This is a genomic window from Thermus kawarayensis JCM 12314 (genome assembly GCF_055393575.1).
This window is the reverse complement of record NZ_AP043756.1, coordinates 388,605-411,247: the sequence shown is the minus strand read 5'-3', so window position 1 is coordinate 411,247 and position 22,643 is coordinate 388,605. Positions and strand designations below refer to the sequence as shown.

The following is a 22,643-nucleotide window of genomic DNA, read 5'->3' as shown; positions in this document are numbered from 1 at the left end:
ACTATACCCGCCGCCTGAGCCAAAGGTTGAGGAGGGAGAGGAGGAAGAGGCCGGGAAGCCCCACCGCCCCCACGAGGAGGTCGTGGGTGCGCTCCACCGCCAAGAGGGAAAGCCCGGCCACGGCGTTCAGGGTGCCGTGGAGAAGGGCGGGCGCCCAAAGGGAGCCCCCTTTCTCCCGGGCGTAGAGGAGGGCGGGGGTGAGGGCCAGGGTGAAGAGGACCATCATGCCCATCCCCGGAAGGCGGTGCTCCGGGTAGGTGTGGCCGTAGAGGAGGACCAGGGGGGCGTGCCAGACTCCCCAGTAGAGGCCGATCTCCAGGCTCGCGGGCCAGAAGCCCCGACCCTTAAGTCGTTCCCAGAGGTAGCCCCGCCACAGGGGTTCCTCCCCCAAGGCGGTGAGGAGGTTCACCGTGGCCCCGGCGAGGAGCCCCTGGAGAAGGGCGAAGGCCCAGAGGACCCCCTCGGGACCCAGGCCAGGCCCTTCCAGGGGGCGAAGGGGAGGCTTAGGGGGAGGGAGAGGAGGGTGAGGGCCAGGGGGAAGGGCCAGGCGAAGAGCCAGAAGCGGTTTGGGCGAAAGGAAAGGGGGAGAAAAAGCCCTTCCTTCCAGGCGAAGAGGAGGGCCACGAGGCCCGGAATCCACATGTAGGCCCCTCCCAGGACCAGGTAGGCGGGCGTCCCCGGCCTCACCCCTAGGGCGTGGCCCAGGAGGGCCAGGGTCCAGGAGAGGCCGAAGGCCCAGTAGAGCGCCCTCATCCGCCCTCCTTCCAGGCGAGGAGGGGCCGGGGGTCCTCGGGGTTGAGGAGGAGGCCCGTGCCGTCTTTGAGGACCAGGAGGACCCCTTCCCCCCGCCTCGCCCCCACGAAGGCCTCCACGGGAAGCCCCTTGGGGAAGGCCGCCGTCCTCAGGCGGAAGCGCACCCGGTAGTACCCGGGCATCTCGGCTTTGGGTCCGAGGGCGAAGAGGGGCAGGGCGTAGGCCGTGGGGAGGGCGGCCGCCACCTCCGAGCGGTGGACCTGGCGCTTCCCCAAGGGGTGGTGAACCCCCAGGAAGGGCCCCTGCAGCTCGTAGAAGAGCCTTTCCGGGAAGCCCGCAAGCCAGAGGAAGAGGGCTCCCATAAGGAGCCCGTCCGCCACCACCAGGGCAAGGAGGAGGGGTCTTTCCGAGGCCTCCGCCGCGGCCGCCACGGCCAAAAGGGCCAGGAGGGAGGCCAGATAGAGGGCCAGGAAAAGCCCCCTAGGGTTCCCGTCCCTCTTCGGGGTTAGCCTCATCCCGCCACCTCCCCGCCCTCCTGGCCGCCTCCTTGAGGAGGTATTCTATCTGGGCGTTCACGCTCCTGAGCTCGTCCTGGGCCCACTTTTCCAGAACCCGATAAAGCCTCGGGTCCAGCCTCAGCAGAAACGCCTTCTTTCCCTCCGGTTTCCCCTTCACCTTTTCTCTCTCCGCCCTTCGCCCCAAAAGAGGGCTTGCCGGAGCCCTTACGCCGGGACTAGGCGTAGAGGGTGCCCACGTTCACCACCGGCTGGGCCTGGGCCTCGGAGACCAGGGCCACCATGAGGTTGTTCACCATGGCCGCCTTCCTTTCCTCGTCCAGGGCAAGCCCCGCCTCCTCCAGGCCCGAAAGGGCCTCCCGCACCATCCCCACCGCCGCCTCCACGATGAGCCTGCGGGCGGCCACCACCGCCAGGGCCTGCTGGCGGCGGAGCATGGCCTGGGCCACCTCGGGGGCGTAGGCCAGGTGGGTGAGGCGGGCCTCCAGGACCTCTACTCCCGCCACCTTGAGCCTTTCCTGCACCTCGGCCTTAAGCTCCTCGGCGACCTCCTCCGGGCTTCCCCTTAAGGACTTCCCCTCGGCGTCGTAAGGGTAGCGGCTCGCCAGGGCGCGGATGGCCGCCTCCGACTGGATGGCCACGAAGGCCTGGTAGTTCTCCACCTGGAAAAGGGCCTTGGCGGTGTCCACCACCCGGAAGACCACCACCGCGGCGATCTCGATGGGGTTGCCGTGGGCGTCGTTCACCTTGAGCTTGTCCGAGGTGAAGTTGTGGACCCTGAGGGAAACCCGCTTCCTCCCGGCCAAGGGGTTGGCGAAGTGGAAGCCCTCCTCCCGGACGCTCCCCACGTACCTTCCCAAAAACACCAGGGCCACGGCCTCGTTGGGCTGGACGGTGAATAGGCCTGGGGCGAGGAGGAAGAAGGCGAGGAGGCCTCCGAGGAAGTGCCAGAGGTAGGGAAGGTCCTTTTCCTAGAGAAGCCGGTATCCCGCCCACCCCAGCCAGAAGAGGGCCACGAGGAGGAGGAAAAGGGCCAAAAACCCGCTTGCCCGCCACGCCGGAAACTCCTTCACTTCGCGCATAACCGCTCCTTTCCTAGTTCCGGAACACCACGTCCTCCCGCCCGAAGGCCCACACCGCAAGGCCCAGGGCCAGGGCGGCGTAGGCCAGGGTGGAGGCCCAGGTGAGGCCCGCCTGCAGAGGGGTGGCGCTTCCCTTCAAGAGGGCGTCCATGAGCAGGGCCACGTTGAAGAGAGGGAGGAGGTGGTGCCAGGCCTCGAGCTCCAGAAAGCCCCTGAACTGCAGGAAGAGCAGGGGAAGGAGGAACAAAAGCTGTAGGGGAGCCATGTAGCTTTGGGCTTCCTTGAAGCTCCGGGCGTAAAGCCCCAGGGCCACCGTCACCGCCCCCATGAAGAGGGCCAGAAGGAAGGCGGTGAGGAAGAGGGCGAGGAAGCTCCCCCCGTCCAGGCTCACCTGTCCTCCCAGGGCCAGGGTCTCGCCCCTCTCCGTGAGGACCCCTCCGCCCAGGCGGGCGCTTATGGCCCCGCCCAAGGCGAGCCCCAAAAGCCCCGCCACCCCCGAGAGGAGGGCCATGGCCACCGTGGCCAGGGTCTTCCCCAGGGCCACCTGGGCCAGGGGGACAGGGGCGGCCAAGAGGGCCTCGAGGGTCCCCTTCTCCTTCTCCCCCGCCGTGGCGTCCACCGCCACCACCTGGCCTCCGGAGAGGACGAAAACCACCAGGAAGAAGGGGAGGAGGAAGCCCAAAAGCCCCCCGGCCTTCTCCTTTGGGGGAGAGGCGTCCACCACCTCCACGGCGAAGGGGGAGAGGATCTCCTTGGGGAGGCCTGCCTGCGCCAGGGCCTCGGCCACCCGGGCCTCCTTGAGGACCTGGAGGGCCCCCTTGACCTTCTCCACGGCCACCTGGCTTTCCCCCAAACCCGAGGCCAGGCGCCCGTAGATCCGGTAAACCCCTTCCCGGAAGACCACCCCCGCGGGGTACCGGCCTTCCCGCACCGCCTCTTCGGGGTCCGGCACCGGCACAGGCTTGAGCCGGGCGGCCTCGAGGGATTTTAGGGCCTCCTCGGGAAGCCCCGCCACCGCCACCTCCTGCACCTTCTCCGCTGCTCCCTGCATGAGCCGGCTTAGGAAGAGGCTGGGACCGAACATAAAGACCGGCATCAGCAAGACGGGAAGAACCAGGGTGGAAAAGACCAGTTTCCGGTCGCGAAAGACCTGGACCAGCTCCTTTCGGAAAATCCTAAGGATGGCTTCCATCACGCCCTCCCCACCTCGCGGACGAAGGCCCGCTCCAGGCTGCCCTCCCCCAGGGCCAGGGCCTCGTCCCGGCTTCCCTCATAGACCAGCCGCCCCTGGTGCAGAAACCCCACCCGGTCCGCCACCTCCTCGGCCTCGCCCATCACATGGGTGGAATAGATCACGGCGTGGCCCAGGTCCCGGTAGGCCTTCACGAAGTCCAGAAGGGCCCTGCGGGCGAAGACGTTTAGGCCGGCGGTGGCCTCGTCCAGGAGGAGGACCTTGGGGCGGTGGAGGATGGCCCGGGCGATGACCACCTTCTGCCGCATGCCCGTGGACATCTCCATCACCTTCTTGTCCAGGGTCTCCTCCATCTCCAGGAGGGCGGTCACCCAGTCCAAGGCCTCCCGGAAGGCCCGGCCCCTAACCCCGTAGAAACCAGCGAAGAACTCCAGCACCTCCCTCCCCGTGAGGCGCTCGTAGACCCGCATTCCCCCGTTCACCAGGCCGAGGTTCCGGCGCACCTCCACGGGCTCACGGACCACGTTAAACCCCGCCACCTGGGCCCTTCCGGCGCTCGGCCGCACGAGGGTGGAAAGCATGCGCAAGGTGGTGGTCTTGCCCGCCCCGTTGGGGCCCAGGAGGGCATAGACCTCCCCGGGCTCTACCTGGAAGGAGAGCCCTTCCACCGCCACCTTTTGCCGGTAGCGCTTGGACAGACCTTCCGCTCGGATCATGAGGGTATTATAGCAGCATGATATCACTTTGCAAGTACCCATTTCCCCGCGTAAGGGCGATAATGGGGGTGTGAAGGTCATGACCTTCTGGGTCAAGCCCCAAAGCTCCATAGAGGCCCTTCCCGAGGCCAAAGACCTGGTGGAGGACCTCCTTGAGCTTTTCTACGAGTACTTTCCCGAGTACGAGGGGTGCCTGGGGTTTTCCCAGTCCCCCAGGAGGCCCCGGTACCTCTTTCTCTACATGGCGGGGGCCTGTGGGGGGCTTCTTCCCCCGGCGGCCATGTTCTTAAGGGACCTGTTGGAGAGCGCCTTTCCCGGGGCCGAGGTGCGGGTCTACGGCAAGCCCTGGCCCTAGCGGCGCTGCTTCACCAGCCATTCCTCCTCCCGGAGGCCTGCCCGGGCGTTCACCACCCGGGCCAGAACGAAGAGGAGGTCGGAGAGCCGGTTCAGGTAGCGGATCACCTCCGGGTTTACGGGCTCCTCCCGGCTCAAGGCCACCGCCTTGCGCTCGGCCCGTCGCACCACGGTGCGGGCCAGGTGGAGGGCGGCCGCCGCCGGGTGCCCCCCGGGGAGGATGAAGCCCTTGAAGGGGGGGCTTTCCTCGCTGAGGCGGTCTATGGCCCTCTCCAGGGCCTCCACGTCCTCGGCGTCCATGCGGGCGATGTTCTTCTCGTAAGGGCTTCCCGTGCGGGTGGCCAGGTCCGCCCCCAGGTCAAAGAGGGCGTTTTGGATGCGTTCTAGGAGGTCCTGCAGGTCCACCTGCTCCTTGGGAAGGAGGCTTCGCGCCAGGCCGATGGCGCTGTTGGCCTCGTCCACGGTGCCGTAGGCCTCCACCCGGGGGTGGGCCTTCACCACCCGCTCGGCCCCGTAAAGCCCTGTCTCCCCGGCGTCCCCGGTCTTGGTGTAGATCTTCATAGCCCCATTGTAGGGAAAGGCCCCGGGGCGCCAAGGCACCCCGGGGGTTTTGGCGGGCCCGAGAGGATTCGAACCCCTGACCTGCTGATCCGTAGTCAGCCGCTCTATCCAACTGAGCTACGGGCCCAAGCCGACCCTTAAGGTAGCACGGGAAACTCCCCTTTGTCAATAATGGGCTTTGTGCGGGGAGAGCGCTTGCAAGGCCATCTCCTGAGGCTTTTACGGCGGGAACATTCCTTAGAGGAAATCCACTCCCTTCTAAAACCCCTTTTCCCCGGCCTTTCCCAGGGGACCCTCTTCGCCCTCCTTGTGCGCCTGCGGCGGGAAGGGAAGGTGGCCTTTCGCGAGGGGCGCTTTTTCCTAGCGGGGGAAGCGGAGGACGCGGACCCCTAGCCCATCAGAGAGCTCCACCTCGAACTCCCCTCCCGGGGGAAGCCCCTCCAAGGAGAACCTGCTCTCCCCGCCCCTGTGCCAGAGGCCCAAGGGGGTGCGCTCCCCGTCCGGGGCCACGTAGACGAGGGAGAGGAAGGGGTAGCCCGTCCACCTGACGAGGAGGGAGCCCGCCTCCTCCCGGAGGGACACCTGGGGCTCGGCCAGGGGGGTGAGCCCCCGCGCCCTCTCCGCCAGGACCCTTCCGCCCTCCCTCAGGGCCACCCGGCTCCAGCTTCCCAGGGGCACCTTGGCCTGGAAGTGGAGGGCGCCCAGGGAGTCCTCCAGGACGAAAACCTGGTACTCCCTCCCGTCCACTTCCAGGCGGTAGGGGGAAGGGCGGCCTTCGGGGGAGGCCGCGCTCCTCAGGGGCGGGTTGAGGACCGCCCGGTCCCCGAGGAGGTACCCGGAGAAGAGGAGGCCTTCCTCCTGGGGGAGGGACTGGGGCGAGGGGGGGTTGTTCTCCAGGAAAGACTGGGCGCCCTCGTAAGTGTAGTCGGAGACCCACTGCGGGCCGCAGTAGCTCATGAGGTCGTAGCGTTGGCCCGGGTCTTTCAGGGTCCCGTCGGCCAGGTCATAGCCCCAGGTGCCGATCTTCCCGTCCGGGTAGGGGTAGTTCGGGTCCCCGCTCACACCGCAAGGGGCGTGGTCCCGCCCGAAGTTGTGCCCGAGCTCGTGGGCCATCACCGCCGGAGCGCTTTGGGGGTAGTCCCAGCCTACGGCCACGGGGAAACCGATGTAGCCGATCCCGGCGATGCCGGAGGTGTAGCTTACCTTTACGAACCCGTAGTAGTAACGCCCGCTCCCGTCCGCTTGGCGCAGGAGGCGGAGTTCGTTGAGGAGCTGGCCCCAGGCGCTGGCGTCCTGGCTTGAGAGGGTGCCGGAGAAGGTGTAGGGGGCCCGGGTGGTGTAGGGGGTTTCCTTTAAGGGCCAGACACGCCAGAGGGTCTGGCTGAAGCCGGGTACGGAGGGCGTCTGCCCCTGGTGCACCACGGGGACCACGGTGAGGTGGAGGGTGGTTCCCTGGCCCACGGGGGGGGTCAGGGTGAGGGCGTTGTCGCCCTCGTCCGTTTCCGCCACCTGGTCGTTGGGGTCGGCCTGGAGTTCCACCCGAAGCCCGGGGGCCACCCAGGAGCCGGGCAGGGTGGCGTTGCAGGTGGTGGCGAGGTCCCCGGGGACGGTACCCGTGGGGACGGGGTTGGGGCAGGTGAAGGCCAGGTTGCCCTGGAGGGTGCTTCCCAGGTAGACCGCCCCCGAAAGGGCCTGCGTCAGGGAAATGGGGCTGGGTCCGGCCACCAGATGGACCCGCAGGAGGACGGGCTTACCCGCCACCAGGCGGAGGGTTTCCTTCAGGACCGTCTGCCCCCATTCGGCCTTGGCGATGCGGAGGTTGAGGCTGGTGGGCGGGGCGGTGACGGTGAGGGTGAGGTTGGCCTCCCGGATGAGGCTTCCTGCGGTGCCCCGCACCTTGAGGTTGTAGGTGCCTGGGGACAAGGAAGGGGAGGCAACGAGCTCCAGCATGGGCGCCGAGGGCACAGGGGTACTGGAGGGGGAGAGGCTTACCCCGGGAAAGGGATTGCCGCTTCCGTCCACCAAGGAGAGGTTCACCTGCCCCGCGTAGTTTCCCGTGACCGAGAGGCGCACATAGGCCGTGCCTCCCGGAGCGATGGAAAGGGAGGAGCTTTCCAGGATCAGGGAGAAGTCCCCGGTCTGGGAGGCCACTACCTGCAGGGCGAGGTCGGTCTCCCGGGTGAGGTTCCCCGAGGTGCCCCGCACCCTGAGGGCGTAGGTCCCGGGGTTGACGCCGGCGCCTACGCTCACCGTGAGGGTCTGGGCCACGGGACCGGAGCCGGAAACGGCTACGCTGGTGGGCGAGAGGGCGACCCCGCTGGGGGCACCCACCAAGCTGAGGTTCACCGTCCCCGTGAAGCCGTTCTGGGGAGTGAGGGTAAGGGTGGTGGTGCCGCTAGAGCCCTGCTGCACCGTGAGGATCGAGGGGTCCAGGGAGAGGGTGAAGCCCTGTTTGGGGCGAACCCGCAGCGGGGTTTGCAGGGAGGAGCTGGCACCTTTGGTGTCCTGGGCTTGCAGCCGGGCCCAGAACTCTCCGGGGGAGGAGTAGGTGTAGGTGTAGCCTGTCCCACACGGGCTTAGGTTCAGCTTCGCCCCATCGCCGGGCTCGAGGACGCACCTTAACGCATCCCCCTCCGGGTCCTGGGCGCTCCAGGTGAAGCGCACCGTAAGTGGAGCTTCCCCTTCGGAGGGAGCGGCTTGGAAGGCGGTGAGCTTGGGAGGCTGGTTAACCCAAGGCCCGGAGCAGGCCGCAAAGAGGCTGACCAAAACCAAGGGAAGAAGGGTTCTAAGACCCACCCCCCCACCCTAGCAAGGCCTAGGGGCGGGCGGATGAGAGGTGCTATCCTAGGCCTTAATGCGGCCCGGGCTTACCGCCAAGCGGCTGGTGGTGAAGGTGGGGAGCGCCGTCCTCGCCGGGGAGGGGGGGCTGGACCGGGAGGTCTTGGGGGAGATCGCCCGCCAGGTGGCCGTGCTCCGGCAAGGGGGCCGGGAGGTGGTTTTGGTATCCTCGGGGGCGGTGGCGGCGGGAATGCGCCGCCTGGGCCTTCGGGAGCGCCCCCGGGATATGCCCATGAAGCAGGCCCTCGCCGCCCTCGGCCAGCCCCTCCTCATGGCCTCCTGGCAGGAGGCCTTCGCCCCCTTTGGCCTTCCCGTGGGCCAGGTGCTCCTCACCGCCGAGGACCTGGCCTCCCGGGCCCGCTACCTGAACGCCAAGGCCACCCTAAGGGCCCTTTTGGACCTCGGGGTGATTCCCATCATTAACGAGAACGACACCGTGGCCTTTCAGGAGATCCGCTTCGGGGACAACGACCAGCTCTCCGCCCGGGTGGCCGCTTTGGTGGAGGCGGGACTCCTCGTTCTCCTTTCCGATGTGGACGCCTTTTACGAGGAGGACCCCAAGAGGAACCCCGAGGCGAAGCCCATCCCGGAGGTGGAGCGGGTGGAGGCCGTTTTGGCCCACGCCGGGGAGGGGAACCCTTTGGGAAGCGGGGGGATGAAGAGCAAGCTCTTGGCGGCCCGCATCGCCGGGAGGGTGGGGATCCCCACCCTCCTCCTTCCCGGGAGGAGGACTGGGGTCCTCCTCGAGACCCTCTCCGGAGCCTCCCTGGGCACCTACTTCCACGCCAAGAGGCGCTACCGCGGGGAGAAGGCCTGGCTTTACGGGCTCCTTCGCCCCAAGGGGGAGCTTGTTCTGGACCGGGGCGCGGTGCTGGCCTTGAGGGAGAAGGGGGCGAGCCTCCTCCCTGCCGGGATCAAGGAGGTGCGGGGGAGGTTTTCCCGGGGGGAGGCGGTGCGCCTCCTTTCCGAGGAGGGGAGGGAGGTGGGGGTGGGCCTCGCCAACTACGCCTCGGAGGAGATCGCCCGCATCAAGGGCAGAAAGAGCTTGGAGATTGAAGAGATCCTGGGCTACCGCTACACCGAGGAGGTGGTCCACCGGGACCACCTGGCCCTGAGGGAGGAGGTATGACGGTCACAAGCCTTCGGGAACTGGCGGAAAGGGCGCGGGCCAGGCTATCCGAGGTGGCCAGGGGAGACCGGGACCGGGCCCTGCTTTCCATGGCGGACCTTCTGGAGGCCCGGTGGGACGCGGTCTTGGCGGCCAACCGGGAGGACCTAGAAGAGGCGGAGAGGGCGGGCCTCTCCAGGGCCAAGCTGGACCGCCTGGCCCTCAAGGAGAAGGACCTGAAGACCCTCACGGAGGGCCTCCGGCAGATCGCCCGCCTCCCCGACCCCCTGGGGCGGATGGAAGGCCTGGCCAGAAGGCCCAACGGCCTCAAGGTGGGAAGGATGCGGGTGCCCCTGGGCCTCATCGGCTTTATTTACGAGGCCAGGCCTGGGGCCACGGTGGAGGCGGTGGCCGTGGCCCTGAAGGCGGGGAACGCCATGCTCCTCAGGGGCGGCAAGGAGGCCTTCCGCTCCAACCGGGCTTTGGTGGCCCTTTGGCACCGGGCCCTGAAGGAGGCGGGCCTTCCCGAGGAAGCGGTCACCCTCGTGCCCACCACCCAGCGGGAGGTCATCTTGGAGATGTGCCGCCTGGAGCTTCTGGACCTCCTCATCCCGAGGGGCGGGGAGGAGCTCATAAGGCTGGTCCAAAGGGAGGCCCGGGTTCCCGTCCTCGCCCACGCCAAGGGGGTGAACCACCTCTACGTGGACGAGAAGGCGGACCTCTCCATGGCCCTCCGCCTCGCCCTAAACGGCAAGACCCAGCGCCCCGCCGTGTGCAACGCCCTCGAGGCCCTTCTGGTCCACGAGAGGGTGGCGGAGGCCTTCCTCCCCATGCTGGAAAGGGCCATGCGGGAAAAGGGGGTGGAACTCAGGGCCTGCCCTAGGGCCCTTCCCCTCCTCCAGGAGGCGGTGCCCGCCCAGGAGGAGGAGTGGGACCGGGAGTACCTGGACCTCATCCTCCGGGTGAAGGTGGTCTCCGGTCTGGAGGAGGCTCTCTCCCACATCGCCCGCCACGGCTCGCGGCACACCGAGGCCATCTGCACCGAGGACCCAAAGGTGGCCTGGCGCTTCCTGGAGGAGGTGGATGCCAGCCTCGTCCTCTGGAACGCCTCCACCCGCTTCAACGACGGCTTTGAGCTGGGCCTGGGGGCGGAGATCGGCATCAGCACCTCCAAGCTCCACGCCTACGGCCCCATGGGGCCCATGGAGCTCACCACCTTAAAGTGGGTGGCCCTGGGGGAGGGGCAGGAACGAGGGTAAGGCTTGCTTAAGCGGTTCTACCGGCTCTACCAGGAGGCCCACGTCCCCTTCTTCGCCGCCGCCCTCGCCTACTACGCCCTCCTCTCCCTCATGCCCCTCCTCTTCCTCCTGGTGGGGGGGTTTGGCCTCCTCCTTGCGGGAAACCCCGCCTTGCAGGAGGAGGTCTGGCGCGCCCTGGCCCAGTTCACCCAGGCCCTCTTTCCCGCCCGGCCCGAGCTCGCCCAGGACCTTTTCCGCTTCCTCACCCGGGGGGCCTTTCCCCTCACCCTGGGAAGCGGCCTCCTCCTCCTCTGGTCGGCCAGCAACTTCTTCGCCGCCCTGAGCTACGCCTTGGGGCTCGTCTTCGGCCGGGCCCTGGGGTTCCGCCACCGCCTCTTGGGCCTCCTCATGCCCCTGGCCTTGGGGCTCGGCCTCATCCTCCTGGCTTTGGGGGGTCTGGCCCTGGGGTTTGTCCTCCGGTTTTTGCCGGAGGCCTGGCGGGGTTTCCTCGGGCCCCTGGAGGCCTTTCTGCCCCTCCTCGCCGCCTTTTCCCTCTTCCTCTTCACCTACGCCCTCTTCCGGGGGGTGGGCCGCTTTAAGGACCTCCTTCCCCTAAGCGCCGGGGCGGCGGCGGCCACCCTGCTTTTTGAGGGAGTGCGCCTGGGCCTGCCAAGGCTCCTTCCCCGCTCCCAGTACGAGCTCCTCTGACGGCCCTCTGGCGGGGTTCGTCCTCGCCCTTTTGGGGCTTTACCTGGTGCTCTTCGCCCTTCTCCTGGGGGCGGTGGTGGCCCGGGGGCTCTCGGAGTAGCGCCTTTCCACCTGGTTGCCAAAAGGAGTAGGATAGGCCTATGCGCCGGGCCAGGCTAGCCCCCTGAGGCGGGAAGGGTCCTGGCCGTCCCTTCCCCTGGGGGAAGGGTTTTTTTGAGGAGGAAGCATGGAGAAGTACAACCCCCACGCCATAGAGCCCAAGTGGCAGCGCTTCTGGAAGGAGAAGGGCTTCATGAAGGCCAAGGAGGTCCCGGGGAAGAGGGGCAAGCAGTACGTCCTGGTCATGTTCCCCTACCCCTCGGGGGACCTGCACATGGGCCACCTGAAGAACTACACCATGGGGGATGTCCTGGCCCGCTTCCGCAAGGTGCAGGGTTACGAGGTCCTCCACCCCATGGGCTGGGACGCCTTTGGCCTCCCGGCGGAGAACGCCGCCCTCAAGTTCGGCGTTCATCCCAAGGAGTGGACCTACGAGAACATCCGCCAGGCCAAGGAGAGCCTGGAGCTCATGGGCATCCTCTATGACTGGGACCGGGAGGTCACCACCTGCGAGCCCGAGTACTACCGCTTTAACCAGTGGATCTTCCTCAAGATGTGGGAGAAGGGGCTGGCCTACCGGGCCAAGGGCCTCGTCAACTGGTGCCCCAAGTGCCAGACCGTCCTCGCCAACGAGCAGGTGGTGGAGGGGCGCTGCTGGCGCCACGAGGACACCCCGGTGGAGAAGCGGGAGCTGGAGCAGTGGTACCTGCGCATCACCGCCTACGCCGAGAGGCTCCTTGAGGACCTCGAGGGCCTCCGCTGGCCCGAGAAGGTGAAGGCCATGCAGAGGGCCTGGATCGGCCGCTCCGAGGGGGCGGAGATCCACTTCCCCGTGGAGGGGAAGGAGGTGAGGATTTCCGTCTTCACCACAAGGCCCGACACCCTCTTCGGGGCCACCTTCCTCGTCCTCGCCCCCGAGCACCCCCTCACCCTGGAGCTTGCCGCCCCCGAGAGGCGGGAAGAGGTCCTGGCCTACGTGGAGGCCGCCAAGCGCAAGACGGAGATCGAACGCCAGGCGGAGGGCAGGGAGAAGACCGGGGTCTTCCTGGGGGCCTACGCCCAAAACCCCGCCACGGGGGAGAGGATCCCCATCTGGACGGCGGACTACGTGCTCTATGGCTACGGCACCGGGGCCATCATGGCCGTGCCCGGGCACGACCAGCGGGACTTTGAGTTCGCCAGGAAGTTCGGCCTTCCCATCAGGAAGGTGATTGAGCGGCCCGGAGACCCCCTTCCCGAGCCCCTGGAACGGGCCTACGAGGAGCCCGGGATCATGGTGAACTCCGGCCCCTTTGACGGCACGGAAAGCGAGGAGGGGAAGCGGAAGGTCGTCGCCTGGCTGGAGGAGAAGGGCCTGGGCAAGGGCCGGGTCACCTACCGCCTCCGGGACTGGCTCATCAGCCGCCAGCGCTACTGGGGGACCCCCATCCCCATGGTCCACTGCCAGGCCTGCGGGGTGGTGCCCGTGCCGGAGGAGGAGCTTCCCGTCCTCCTTCCCGACCTCAAGGACGTGGAGGACATCCGCCCCAAGGGGAAAAGCCCCCTGGAGGCCCACCCCGAGTTCTACGAGACCACCTGCCCCAGGTGCGGCGGCCCCGCCAGGCGGGACACGGACACCATGGACACCTTCTTTGACTCCAGCTGGTACTACCTGCGCTACACCGATCCCCATAATGACCAGCTTCCCTTCGCCCCCGAGAAGGCGGAGTTCTGGATGCCCGTGGACCAGTACATCGGCGGGGTGGAGCACGCCGTGCTGCACCTCCTCTACAGCCGCTTCTTCACCAAGTTCCTCCGCGACCTGGGGATGGTGAAGGTGGAGGAGCCCTTCCAGGGGCTTTTCACCCAGGGCATGGTCCTGGCCTGGACGGACTTCGGCCCCGTGGAGGTGGAAGGAAACACGGTGCGCCTCCCCGAGCCCACCCGGATCCGCCTGGAGATCGGGGAAAGGGAGCTTTCCCTGGAGGAGGTGCGGAAGATAGGGGCGGAGCTCCGGGACCATCCCGACGGCACCCTCCACCTCTGGAAGCCCGCCGTGATGAGCAAGTCCAAGGGCAACGGGGTCATGGTGGGGCCCTTCGTGAAGGAGCAAGGGGCGGACATCGCCCGCATCACCATCCTCTTCGCCGCTCCCCCCGAGAACGAGATGGTCTGGACCGAGGAGGGGGTCCAGGGGGCCTGGCGCTTCCTGAACCGCATTTACAGGCGGGTGGCCGAGGACCGGGAGGCCCTTTTGGGGACGAGCGGGGTCTTCCAGGCCGAGGCTTTGGAGGGGAAGGACCGGGAGCTCTATGCCAAGCTCCACGAGACCCTAAAGAAGGTGACGGAAGACCTGGAGGCCCTGCGCTTCAACACCGCCATCGCCGCCCTCATGGAGTTCCTGAACACCCTCTACGAGTACCGGAAGGCGCGCCCCGTGGCCCCGGTCTACCGCACCGCCGTTCGCTACTACCTGCAGATGCTCTTCCCCTTCGCCCCCCACCTGGCCGAGGAGCTTTGGCACTGGTTCTGGCCCGAAAGCCTCTTCCAGGCGGGCTGGCCCGAGCTGGACGAGAAGGCCCTGGAGAAGGACCTGGTGGAGGTGGCCGTGCAGGTGAACGGGAGGGTGCGGGGGACCATACGGGTTCCCAAGGACGCCCCCCTGGAGGTGGCCTTGGCCGAGGCCCTTAGGGTGCGGAACGTAAAGGCCCACCTGGAGGGCAAGGAGGTCCTCAAGGAGATCTACGTGCCCGGGAAGATCCTCAACCTGGTAGTGCGGGGGTAGGGAGGCTTAGGCGGGTGGCCTCGAGGCGGGCCACCTCCCCCGCCACCGGGGTGAGGAAGAGGCCCTGGCCCCCTTCCGCAAAGAGGAGCCTGGCATAGCCCAGGAAGAAGCCCTCGGCGTCCAGAAGGCCGAAGAGCCTTCCGGGCTCGGCCTTGGCCTCTAGGGGAAAGGCGCGGGGCCTGGCCTCCTGGAAGTGGGCGAAAAGCCTCTCCAGCCGGTTCTTTCGCCTGGCCCCGGGGGGCTTTTTCCGGGCCTCGGGAAGGGCGTGGGCGAGGCGGACCTTGAGGTCCTTCCGCCAGGCGAGGGCCCGGTAGAGCGCCTCTGACCCCAGGACCAGAACCTCGGCGGGCCTGAGGGCGTCCGCCTGCAGGAGGCGGTACTCCGGGTCCAGAAGCCCGTCCGTGTCCGCCACCGCCGGGTTTCCCGGGGGGATGAGCCGGGCTAAGCGCAGGGCGGCCACCAAGGCCTTGGCCTCCACCCCCGCGGGGGAGAGGGCCCCCACCAGGGTTCGGCGCACCAGAAAGAGGCGGCCTTCTTGGTAGCGGAAGAGGCTGAAGGTGCCGGGAAGCGCCCCCTGCCCCGGGTCCAGGTCCAGGAGGTAGGCCTCCCCCGCCCTTTCCAGAAGGCGGAGGGCCAGGGTGGTCTTGCCCACGTCCGTGGGGCCCGCCAGAAGGAGCATCCTCCAAGAGTCCACTTTAAATGGGGGAAAGAGGCATAACGCATTTTTGCCTATCGGCGGAAAAGGGTTATACTAGACCCACCATGGCCCTGTGGTTTGAGGAAAGCCAGGAGGAAAGGCAGGTGCTCGGGCCTTTCCGGGAGTTTCTGAAGGCGGAGGTGGCCCCGGGGGCGGCGGAGCGGGACCGCACCGGGGCCTTTCCCTGGGATCTGGTGCATAAGCTCGCCCGGCTCGGGGTCTTCGGGGCCCAGGTGCCCGAGGCCTACGGGGGGGCGGGGCTTTCCACCAGGCTTTTCGCCCGCATGGTGGAGGAGGTGGCCTATTACGACGGGGCCCTCGCCCTCACCGTGGCCAGCCACAACTCCCTGGCCACCGGGCACATCCTCCTCGCCGGGAGCGAAAGGCAGAAGGAGGTCTTTTTGCCCAGGCTTGCCTCGGGGGAGGCCCTGGGGGCCTGGGGGCTCACGGAGCCCGGCTCGGGCTCGGACGCCGCCGCCCTCAAGACCAAGGCGGAGAGGGTGGAGGGGGGGTGGGTCTTAAACGGCACTAAGCAGTTCATCACCCAGGGGAGCGTGGCCGGGGTCTACGTGGTGGTGGCCCGTACCGACCCCGCCCCAAGCCCGGAGAAGAGGCACCTAGGCATCTCCGCCTTCGCCTTTTTCCGCCCCGAGCGGGGGCTAAAGGTAGGGCGGAAGGAGGAGAAGCTTGGCCTCAACGCCTCGGACACCGCCCAGCTCGTGCTGGAGGACCTTTTCCTCCCCGAGGAGGCCCTTTTGGGCGAGCGGGGAAAGGGCTTTTACCACGTGCTTAAGGTCCTGGACGGGGGGCGGATCGGCATCGCCGCCATGGCCGTGGGCCTGGGCCGGGCCGCCTTGAACTTTGCCCTCGCCTACGCCAAAGGGAGGGAGGCCTTCGGCAGGCCCATCGCCGAGTTTGAGGGGGTTTCCTTCAAGCTGGCCGAGGCGGCCACGGAGCTGGAGGCGGCGAGGCTTCTCTACCTCAAGGCGGCGGAGCTCAAGGACGCGGGAAGGCCCTTTACCCTCGAGGCCGCCCAGGCCAAGCTCTTCGCCAGCGAGGCGGCGGTTAAGGCCTGCGACGAGGCCATCCAGGTCCTCGGGGGCTACGGCTACATCAAGGACTACCCGGTGGAGCGCTACTGGCGGGACGCCCGCCTGACCCGCATCGGCGAGGGAACCAGCGAGATTCTGAAGCTGGTCATCGCCCGGCGCCTTCTAGAAGCGGTGTGAGGGCGAGGGGCTTGGGGGTCTTGAGGGCCAGCTGCCCGCAGGCCGCCCCCACGTCCTGCCCCCGGCTCCACCGTATGGAGGTGGGCACCCCCTGGCGCTTAAGCTCCTCGGCGAAGGCCAGGAGGCCCGCCTTGGGGGTTCCCTCCACCGGGGCGCCTTCCCAGGGGTTAAAGGGAATGAGGTTCACGTGGGCGCTTAGGCCCTTGAGGAGCTTGGCCAGGAGCCGGGCCTGCCAGGGGTGGTCGTTCACCCCCTTGAGCAGGGTGTACTCAAAGGTGACCCGCCGCTTGGTCTTGGCGTAGTAGTGGCGGACCGCCTCCAGGATCTCGGCGATGGGGTAGCGGTGGGCGGTGGGGATGATCTGCTTGCGGGTCTCGTCGTCGGGGGCGTGGAGGGAGAGGGCGAGGCGCACCCCCAGGTCCTCCTCGGCGAGGCGGTAGATTCCCTTGGGGATGCCCACGGTGGAGAGGGTGATGCGCCTTGGGCTCATGGCCAAGGCCTTCTTGTGGAGCATGATGCCTATGGCCTTGAGGACGTTCTTCAGGTTGAGCAAGGGCTCCCCCATGCCCATGAGGACCACGTTCCGGATCTCCCGAGGGGAGATCCCCTGGTGGTGGGCGATGGCGAGAAGCTGGGAGAGGATCTCCGCCGCGGTGAGGTTGCGGCCGAAGCCCAAGGCCCCCGTGGCGCAGAAACTGCACCCCGCCGGGCAGCCCACCATGCTGGAGAGGCAGACGGTCTTGCGGTTCTCGTAGGGCATGTAGACGGCCTCGGTCCTCTGGCCGTCCAGGAGGGTGAAGAGGTACTTCACGCTCCCGTCCTGGCTCGGGAAGGCCTGGACCAGGGAGAACTCCAAGAGGCGCCACTCCCGGCTCAAAGCCTCCCGCAGGGCCTTGGGCAGGTCGGTCATCTCGGAAAAGTCCAAGGCCCCCTTGGTGTAGAGCCAGTGGATGATCTGGGCCTTGCGGAAGCCCTCGCCGGGGAGTTCTTCGGGAAATAGCTCCAGGATGGGCCTCATGCTACCCCCTCGTAGAGGGCGGCGAGGGGGAGGGTCCCCTCGAGGCAGGGAAGGACCAGGGTTTCCCCTAAGGCCTCTTCCCAGAACCCTCCCGGGGTCCTCCGGTAAAGAACCCCTCCCGGCCGCCCGCTTTCCAAGATCAGGTAGCCCAGAAGGCTCGGGAGGCGAAGGTAGCGGGAAAGCTTCTCCCGCCGGTCCTGGACCTCCGTGTTCGGGGAAAGCACCTCCGCCACCAGACAGGGGGAGGTCTCGTACAGGGGGTGGGCCTTGGGGCCGCACACCACCATGACGTTGGGGTAGTAGAAGGTGTCCTCGGAGAGCTTGAGCTTCACCGTCTCGCTGTAGACCCTGCACCCCTTGGCCCGGGCCAGGGGTTTGAGGAGGGCCACCAGGTTGGTGACGATGAGGTTGTGGTCCAGGCTGGCCCCCGCCATGGCGTAGGGAAAGCCCTGGAGGAGCTCGTGGCGGAGGGGGCTTTCCCTCTCCAGGGCCAGGTACTCTTCCTCCGTCAGGGGGCGCAGGGCCCGCTCGGTCATCCCCCCATTATAGCCGAAGCCTACCGTAGCCCCAAAGGAGGCCCAGGAGGAGGAGAAGAAGCCCCAAGGGCCTGGGTTTCGCCAAAAGGCCCAGGAAGGCCCCGAAGAGGAGGAGGCCTAGGCCCACCCGGCCCCGGCCTTCCCGGAAGGCCCGTCCCGCGAGAAACCCTAGGAGGAGGGGAAGGGCGAAGAGGACGAGGAGGAGGAGCCCGGCGGCGAAGGCGAAGGAGGTCAAAGCCGTTTTTCCTCCGGGGCGAAGCCCTCCACCCAGAAGCTCCCGTCCTTGCGGAACTCCTTCTTCCAGACGGGGAGGACCTGCTTCACCCGGTCAATGGCGTACTGGCAGGCGGCGAAGGCCTCCTTGCGGTGCCGGGCCGAGACCACGATGGCGATGGAGGCCTCCCCGGGGTCCACCCGGCCCAGGCGGTGCCAGAGGGCGATGCGCCCCAGGGGCCAGCGGGCGCGCATCTCTTCCAGGATTTCCGCCATGACCCTCAGGGCCATCTCCGGGTAGGCCTCGTACTCCAAGAAGACCACCTCCTCCCCCCGGTTGGGGCTTCGGGTGGTGCCCAGGAAGCTCACCACCGCCCCGTACTCGGGGGCCGTGGCCCAGGCCACCAGGGCCTTAAGGTCCAGGACCTCCTGGGTGAGGCCGTAGGAGTCCTGTCCCCCCGAGACCGGGGGGAGGAAGGCCACCTCGTCCCCTTCCTTTAAGGGGGTTTCCGCCCCCGCCAGGGCCTGGTTCACCGCGGCCATGCCCCCCTCCAGGCGAAGCCCGGGGAAAAGCCTTTCCAGGGCCTCCTTGGCCTCTTTGACCCGGGCCCCCGCGGGAAGGTCTAGGAGGAGGCGGTCCTTTCCGGCCTGTTCCCGGTAAAGGGCGAAGAGGCGGACCTCAACGCGCATGGCTCCCAGTATAGACCCGGGTGAGCCCCAGGACCACGGAGAGGGCCTCGGGGTAGCGCATGCGCATGGGGCCCAGGAGGACGATCTCCCCAAGCCACTCCCCTTTCTGGAAGCCCGCCTGCACCTGGGAAAGCCCCTCCACCTCCCCCACCCGCACGTCCACGCCCCCAGGAGGGGTGAGGAGGTCCTCGCCGCCCTCCTCGTACAGGCGTACCAGGCGCTCCAGGAAGCCGGGGTCCTGGGCCTCGGGCTCCTTGAGGGCCTGGGAGAGGCCTTCCCGGTAGGTGAGGAAAAGCCCGCCGAAAAGGGCCCTCTGGAGGAGGGCGAAAAGCTCTTCCAGGCCCGGGGGAGGCTGGGCCGGGGGGGTGAAGGGGCGGGCCAGGGCCTCCTCCGCCTGCCGGAGCTTTTCGGGGGGGAGGAGGAGGGGAAGCCGGGCCTCCTTCACCCGCCCCCCCTCCAGCACCAGGACCGCCAGGGTGCCTTCGGGCAGGGGGGAGAGGTGGACCTGGAGGACCCTGGGGGCCTTCTTGGGCCTGAGGTGGAGGAGGGCCGGGTAGCCGGAAAGCCCGGAGGCCATCTTTACCAGGAAGGCCTCGGGCTCCCTGGCCCCTTCCAAGGCCTTCTCCAGCCGGGCCTGGGTGGCCTCGGGCAGGGGCTTGGGGGGGAGGAGGGAGAGGGAGTACTGGCGGTAGGCCTGCCGGGTGGGCACCCGCCCGGCGGAGGCGTGGGGCTTGGTGAGGTAACCCATCTCCTCGAGGGCGATGAGCTCGTACCGGGCCAGGGCAGGGGAAAGCCCCAGGCCCTCGGCGATCCTTGCCGAGGGCACCGGGGCCTTGGTTCGGATGTACTCCTCCACCAGGCGGTGAAGGATGCGCCGCTGCCTGGCCGTCACACCCTTATTGTACCGGGGTCACGGCGGCTTCGTCCTCCTCCCCGGTGCGGATGCGGTAGACCTTCTCCACCGGGATCACGAAGACCTTGCCATCCCCCACCTCCCCGGTGCGGGCCGCCTTGAGGATGGCCTCCACCGTGGGCTTGACGAAGGGCTCGGAGACCCCGATCTCCAGGCGCACCTTCTCGTGAAGCTCCATCTTCACCGTGGTGCCCCGGTAGGTCTCCACCTTTTCCGTCTCCCCCCGTGGCCCTGGACCCGGCTTAGGGTGAGCCCGCGGACCTCCGCCTTGAAAAGCGCCTCCAGAACCTCGCCTAGCTTCTCCGGGCGGACGATGGCCACGATGAGCTTCACGCCTCACCTCCCACCGGCCTGCCCTTGGGAAGGGGGGGCAGGCTCTCGGAAGGCACCAGGATGGCCCCCTCCCCCGAGGTGTACGCCTCCTCCCCGTGCTGGGTCACGTCCAGGCCCGTTCCCTCCTCCCTGGGGCTCGCCCGCAAGGGGGTGAAGAGGCCCACCAGCTTGAGGAGGAGGAAGGTGCCTAGGGCCGAGTAGAGGACCGCCGCCAGGACCGCCACCGCCTGAATCCCAAGCTGGGCGGGGTTTCCGAAGAGGAGGCCGTCCGCCACCCCGTTCCAGGCCTTCTCCGCGAAGACCCCGGTGAGGAGGGCCCCGGTGATCCCTCCCACCCCGTGGCCGGCGAAGACGTCCAGGCTGTCGTCAAGCCGGGTCTTTGCCCGCCAGAGGAGGGTGTAGTAGCTGGGGAAGGCGGCCACCGCGCCCAGGACCAAGGCGAAAAGGGGAGAGACGAAGCCCGCCGCCGGGGTGATGGCCACCAGACCCACCACGATGGCCGTGGCCAGGCCCACCGCCGTGGCCTTGCCGGTGCGGAGGAGGTCCAGGAGGGTCCACACCACGAGGGTGGCCGCGGGGGCCAGCATGGTGTTCACGAAGGCCAAGCCGGCGGAGGCGTTGGCCGCCAGGGCGCTTCCCCCGTTGAAGCCAAACCAGCCGAACCAGAGGAGGGCCGCACCCAGGAGGGCCAGGGGGACGTTGTGGGGCAGGATGGCCTGGCGTCCGAAGTCCTTCCTGGGTCCCAGGACCAAGGCCCCCACCAGGGCGGCGATGCCGGCGTTGATGTGCACCACCGTCCCCCCGGCGAAGTCCAGGGCTCCCCAGGACCCCAAGAACCCCCCGCCCCAGACCCAGTGGGCCAGGGGGGCGTAGACGAAAAGGCCCCAGAGGGTGAGGAAGGCCAGGTAGGCGGAAAAGCGCATCCTCTCCACCAGGGCCCCCGAGACCAGGGCGGCGGTGATGATGGCGAAGGTGCCCTGGAAGGCCAGGAAGAGGATGTGGGGAATAGAGCCCTTGGCCTCGAGGCCCACCCCCTTCAGGAGGGCGTGCCGGAGGCTTCCCAGGAGGCTTCCGCCGTCGCCGAAGGCCAGGGTGTACCCGAGAAGGGCCCAGCCCACGCCCACGAAGCCCAGGGCGGCGAAGCTCATCATCATGGTGTTCAAGGCGTTTTTGCTCCGCACCAGCCCCCCGTAAAAGAGGGCCAAAGCCGGGGTCATGAGGAGGACGAGGGCCGTGGACACCAGCATCCAGGCGGTGTCCGCCCCGTTCAGGCCCTGCGCCCAAGCCCCGCCGGCGAGTCCTATGGCCGCTATGCCCAACCTGTAACCAGGGTTCCGCATACCCACCCCCTTGGGGAAAAGGGTAGACTAGGGTGTGCCAGATGTCAAGTCTCTTGCTGACAGCAAGCAAACACTATTGGGACAACAACCCTAATACGGCCACTTTTGCCAGCATATCGTCCGGAAAGATTGTGGCACTTGTCAAATGCTTGCTTGACACCCTGCGCGCGCTTTTCCCCTTCCCCCGGCTTCCGTAAACTGGAGCCCGTGACGTGGGAGGAGCTTGTGGAACGCCTGGCCCAAGGCCAGGACGAGCGCACCCTCTTTCTGCCCCCCGACCTTTCCCCGGAGGAACTCGCCCGCTACGCCGCGGGGCTGGCCAACCACAGAGGGGGGTTGCTCCTCCTGGGCGTGAGCCGGGAGGGGCGGGTCCTGGGGGCGGCGGAAATCCACCCCCTCCAGGTCACCCACGCCCTTTTCCAGCTCACCCAGGGCCTCCTTCTGCCCTACGTGGAGGCGGTGGAGGGTCCCGGGGGGCGGGTTTTGGCCCTCCACGTGCCCCAAAGCCCGGCGGCCATCGCCGTGGGGGTGGGGCGGGTGCCCTTCTGGGACGGGAAGCGCCTGACGGAACTCAGGGTGGGCCAGGCCCTGCCCGAGCCCGACTTCACCGCCCAGGTGCTCCCGGCGGCCAGCCTCTCCGACCTGGACCCGGTGGAGGTGCTGCGCTTAAGGCGCATCCTGGAGGAGCGGGGGAGCAACCTGGCGGCCTTGCCGGACCTCGAGCTTCTCTTCGCCCTGGGCCTCTTGGAGCGGGTGGAGGGGGAGGAGCGCCCCACGGTGGCGGGCCTCCTCCTGGCGGGGACGCCCCTCGCCTTGAGGCGGCTTCTTCCCCAGGCCGAGGTGAGCTACTACTTCCACGAGGCCGAGGAGGGGTACGCCTTCCGGGAGGACCTCCTGAGGCCCATCCCCGCCCTCCTGGAAAGGCTTCGCGACCTCATCCAGGCCCGCAACCGGGTGCGCTACCTCACCGTGGGGCTCTTCCGCCTCGAGGTCTGGGACTTTGACCAGGAGGTCTACCGGGAGGCTCTCCTGAACGCCCTGGTCCACCGGGACTGGCAGAGCCGGGACGCCATCCAGGTGCACCACCACCGGGACCGCCTGGAGGTCTCCAACCCCGGCGGCTTCCCCCCCGGGATCACCCCGGAAAACGTCCTCCGCCACCCTCCCAAGCGGCGGAACCCCCGCCTGGCCGAGGCCCTCTACCGCCTGGGCTACGTGGAGCGGGCGGGAAGCGGGGTGGACAAGATGTACCGCCTCCTCCTCAAGTACGGCAAGGAGCCCCCGGAGTACCGCCTTTTTCCGGAGGCCCTGACCCTCGTCCTCTACAACCCCGAGCTGGACGAGGCCTTCGTGCGGGAGCTAGCCGAGGCCCAGGAGCGCTTCGGGGCCTTCAGCCTGGACCACCTCATCGCCGTGGCCCACCTGAGGCGGGTGGGGGAGGCCACCCTGGGGGAGCTTTCCCGCGCCCTGCAGCTTCCCGAGGAGGCCTCGAGGCGGGTCCTCGCCCGCATGGAGCGCATGGGGCTTGTGCGCAAGGAGGGGGGCAGGTACCATCTGGCCCGCAAAGACCCCTTGGCCGAACGGGCCCTGGGTCTTCTGGAAACCCCCAGGCCCAGGCGGGACCTGGAGGAGGCCTTGGGCCTTTCCCGGAGGGGGGTCCTGGCCCTTCTCCACCGCCTCACCCGGGAGGGCCGGGTGGAAAGGGTGGGCCGGGGAGCGGCCACCCGCTACCGCCGCAGGGGGTAG

General features: G+C 68.1%; 20 protein-coding genes, 1 tRNA gene and 4 pseudogenes. 8 read left to right on the top strand and 17 right to left on the bottom strand.

Annotated features, from left to right (window positions below; genetic code table 11):
* Position 1 precedes the first annotated feature (1 nt).
* The 6 genes and pseudogenes from ACZ5RK_RS02650 to ACZ5RK_RS02625 form a co-directional block, all read right to left on the bottom strand.
* Positions 2-753 (bottom strand): annotated as a pseudogene (locus ACZ5RK_RS02650) (lysostaphin resistance A-like protein).
* Positions 750-1,268 (bottom strand): hypothetical protein, encoded by a 519-nt coding sequence (locus tag ACZ5RK_RS02645; protein WP_464909566.1) that lies wholly within the window; start codon positions 1,266-1,268, stop codon positions 750-752. Before ACZ5RK_RS02645 ends, ACZ5RK_RS02650 begins: the two are co-directional and overlap by 4 nt.
* On the bottom strand, positions 1,234-1,428 hold the full coding sequence (locus ACZ5RK_RS02640; RefSeq protein ID WP_022797540.1) for a type II toxin-antitoxin system antitoxin: 195 nt from the start codon (positions 1,426-1,428) through the stop codon (positions 1,234-1,236). The genes ACZ5RK_RS02645 and ACZ5RK_RS02640 overlap by 35 nt, the downstream gene beginning before the upstream one ends.
* Before the next feature lie 58 nt (positions 1,429-1,486).
* Positions 1,487-2,350: pseudogene (locus ACZ5RK_RS02635) on the bottom strand (SPFH domain-containing protein).
* Between the two features lie 13 nt (positions 2,351-2,363).
* The gene (locus tag ACZ5RK_RS02630) at positions 2,364-3,542 is read right to left on the bottom strand and encodes an ABC transporter permease (protein ID WP_464909565.1); all 1,179 of its coding nucleotides are present in this window, start codon (positions 3,540-3,542) and stop codon (positions 2,364-2,366) included.
* Positions 3,542-4,258, bottom strand: a complete 717-nt coding sequence (locus ACZ5RK_RS02625) for an ATP-binding cassette domain-containing protein (protein ID WP_464909564.1) — start codon at positions 4,256-4,258, stop codon at positions 3,542-3,544. The genes ACZ5RK_RS02630 and ACZ5RK_RS02625 overlap by 1 nt, the downstream gene beginning before the upstream one ends.
* Positions 4,259-4,337: 79 nt before the next feature.
* Between ACZ5RK_RS02625 and ACZ5RK_RS02620 the strand changes: the two genes are divergently transcribed.
* Positions 4,338-4,613, top strand: coding sequence for a hypothetical protein (locus ACZ5RK_RS02620; protein WP_464909563.1), 276 nt, complete (start codon positions 4,338-4,340; stop codon positions 4,611-4,613).
* Here ACZ5RK_RS02620 and ACZ5RK_RS02615 read toward each other — a convergent pair.
* A complete protein-coding gene (locus tag ACZ5RK_RS02615) occupies positions 4,610-5,173 on the bottom strand; it encodes a cob(I)yrinic acid a,c-diamide adenosyltransferase (RefSeq protein ID WP_464909562.1) in 564 nt (187 codons plus the stop codon). The genes ACZ5RK_RS02620 and ACZ5RK_RS02615 overlap by 4 nt on opposite strands.
* A 50-nt stretch (positions 5,174-5,223) precedes the next feature.
* A tRNA-Arg gene (locus ACZ5RK_RS02610) sits at positions 5,224-5,300 on the bottom strand.
* Positions 5,301-5,344: 44 nt separating this feature from the next.
* On the opposite strand from ACZ5RK_RS02610, the gene ACZ5RK_RS02605 reads away from it, so the two are divergent.
* Complete coding sequence (locus tag ACZ5RK_RS02605) at positions 5,345-5,566, top strand: hypothetical protein (protein ID WP_054647195.1); 222 nt, start codon at positions 5,345-5,347, stop codon at positions 5,564-5,566.
* Here the strand turns inward: ACZ5RK_RS02605 and ACZ5RK_RS02600 are convergent.
* Positions 5,534-7,837: a M66 family metalloprotease gene (locus ACZ5RK_RS02600; protein ID WP_464909561.1), complete on the bottom strand. Its 2,304-nt coding sequence runs from the start codon at positions 7,835-7,837 to the stop codon at positions 5,534-5,536. The two genes, ACZ5RK_RS02605 and ACZ5RK_RS02600, sit on opposite strands and share 33 nt — an antisense overlap.
* 190 nt (positions 7,838-8,027) lie before the next feature.
* On the opposite strand from ACZ5RK_RS02600, the gene proB reads away from it, so the two are divergent.
* The 4 genes and pseudogenes from proB (at position 8,028) to leuS (ending at position 13,928) form a co-directional block, all read left to right on the top strand.
* Positions 8,028-9,140, top strand: a complete 1,113-nt coding sequence (gene proB, locus ACZ5RK_RS02595) for a glutamate 5-kinase (RefSeq protein WP_464909560.1) — start codon at positions 8,028-8,030, stop codon at positions 9,138-9,140.
* On the top strand, positions 9,137-10,378 hold the full coding sequence (locus ACZ5RK_RS02590) for a glutamate-5-semialdehyde dehydrogenase (protein ID WP_464909559.1): 1,242 nt from the start codon (positions 9,137-9,139) through the stop codon (positions 10,376-10,378). The genes proB and ACZ5RK_RS02590 overlap by 4 nt, the downstream gene beginning before the upstream one ends.
* A gap of 3 nt (positions 10,379-10,381) precedes the next feature.
* A pseudogene (locus tag ACZ5RK_RS02585) lies at positions 10,382-11,165 on the top strand (YhjD/YihY/BrkB family envelope integrity protein).
* A gap of 126 nt (positions 11,166-11,291) precedes the next feature.
* A complete protein-coding gene (leuS, locus tag ACZ5RK_RS02580; RefSeq protein WP_464909558.1) occupies positions 11,292-13,928 on the top strand; it encodes a leucine--tRNA ligase in 2,637 nt (878 codons plus the stop codon).
* On the opposite strand, the gene ACZ5RK_RS02575 is transcribed toward leuS, so the two are convergent.
* A complete protein-coding gene (locus ACZ5RK_RS02575) occupies positions 13,906-14,607 on the bottom strand; it encodes a Clp1/GlmU family protein (protein WP_464909557.1) in 702 nt (233 codons plus the stop codon). The genes leuS and ACZ5RK_RS02575 overlap by 23 nt on opposite strands.
* A gap of 83 nt (positions 14,608-14,690) precedes the next feature.
* On the opposite strand from ACZ5RK_RS02575, the gene ACZ5RK_RS02570 reads away from it, so the two are divergent.
* Positions 14,691-15,854: an acyl-CoA dehydrogenase family protein gene (locus tag ACZ5RK_RS02570; protein ID WP_464909556.1), complete on the top strand. Its 1,164-nt coding sequence runs from the start codon at positions 14,691-14,693 to the stop codon at positions 15,852-15,854.
* On the opposite strand, the gene rlmN is transcribed toward ACZ5RK_RS02570, so the two are convergent.
* The 7 genes and pseudogenes from rlmN to ACZ5RK_RS02535 all read right to left on the bottom strand — a co-directional run bounded on the left by rlmN (position 15,823) and on the right by ACZ5RK_RS02535 (position 20,897).
* On the bottom strand, positions 15,823-16,872 hold the full coding sequence (gene rlmN, locus ACZ5RK_RS02565; protein WP_464909555.1) for a dual-specificity RNA methyltransferase RlmN: 1,050 nt from the start codon (positions 16,870-16,872) through the stop codon (positions 15,823-15,825). The genes ACZ5RK_RS02570 and rlmN overlap by 32 nt on opposite strands.
* Entirely contained in the window at positions 16,869-17,408 is a 540-nt protein-coding gene (locus ACZ5RK_RS02560; RefSeq protein ID WP_464909554.1) for a Uma2 family endonuclease, read from the bottom strand. Before ACZ5RK_RS02560 ends, rlmN begins: the two co-directional genes overlap by 4 nt.
* A gap of 7 nt (positions 17,409-17,415) precedes the next feature.
* Positions 17,416-17,643, bottom strand: coding sequence for a hypothetical protein (locus tag ACZ5RK_RS02555; RefSeq protein WP_054647164.1), 228 nt, complete (start codon positions 17,641-17,643; stop codon positions 17,416-17,418).
* On the bottom strand, positions 17,640-18,311 hold the full coding sequence (locus ACZ5RK_RS02550) for a molybdenum cofactor biosynthesis protein (protein WP_464909553.1): 672 nt from the start codon (positions 18,309-18,311) through the stop codon (positions 17,640-17,642). The genes ACZ5RK_RS02555 and ACZ5RK_RS02550 overlap by 4 nt, the downstream gene beginning before the upstream one ends.
* Entirely contained in the window at positions 18,301-19,203 is a 903-nt protein-coding gene (locus tag ACZ5RK_RS02545; protein WP_464909552.1) for an HrcA family transcriptional regulator, read from the bottom strand. The genes ACZ5RK_RS02550 and ACZ5RK_RS02545 overlap by 11 nt, the downstream gene beginning before the upstream one ends.
* 4 nt (positions 19,204-19,207) lie before the next feature.
* Positions 19,208-19,557: pseudogene (locus ACZ5RK_RS02540) on the bottom strand (P-II family nitrogen regulator).
* A complete protein-coding gene (locus tag ACZ5RK_RS02535) occupies positions 19,554-20,897 on the bottom strand; it encodes an ammonium transporter (protein ID WP_464909551.1) in 1,344 nt (447 codons plus the stop codon). Before ACZ5RK_RS02535 ends, ACZ5RK_RS02540 begins: the two are co-directional and overlap by 4 nt.
* A gap of 207 nt (positions 20,898-21,104) precedes the next feature.
* Between ACZ5RK_RS02535 and ACZ5RK_RS02530 the strand changes: the two genes are divergently transcribed.
* Positions 21,105-22,643, top strand: a complete 1,539-nt coding sequence (locus ACZ5RK_RS02530; RefSeq protein ID WP_464909550.1) for an ATP-binding protein — start codon at positions 21,105-21,107, stop codon at positions 22,641-22,643.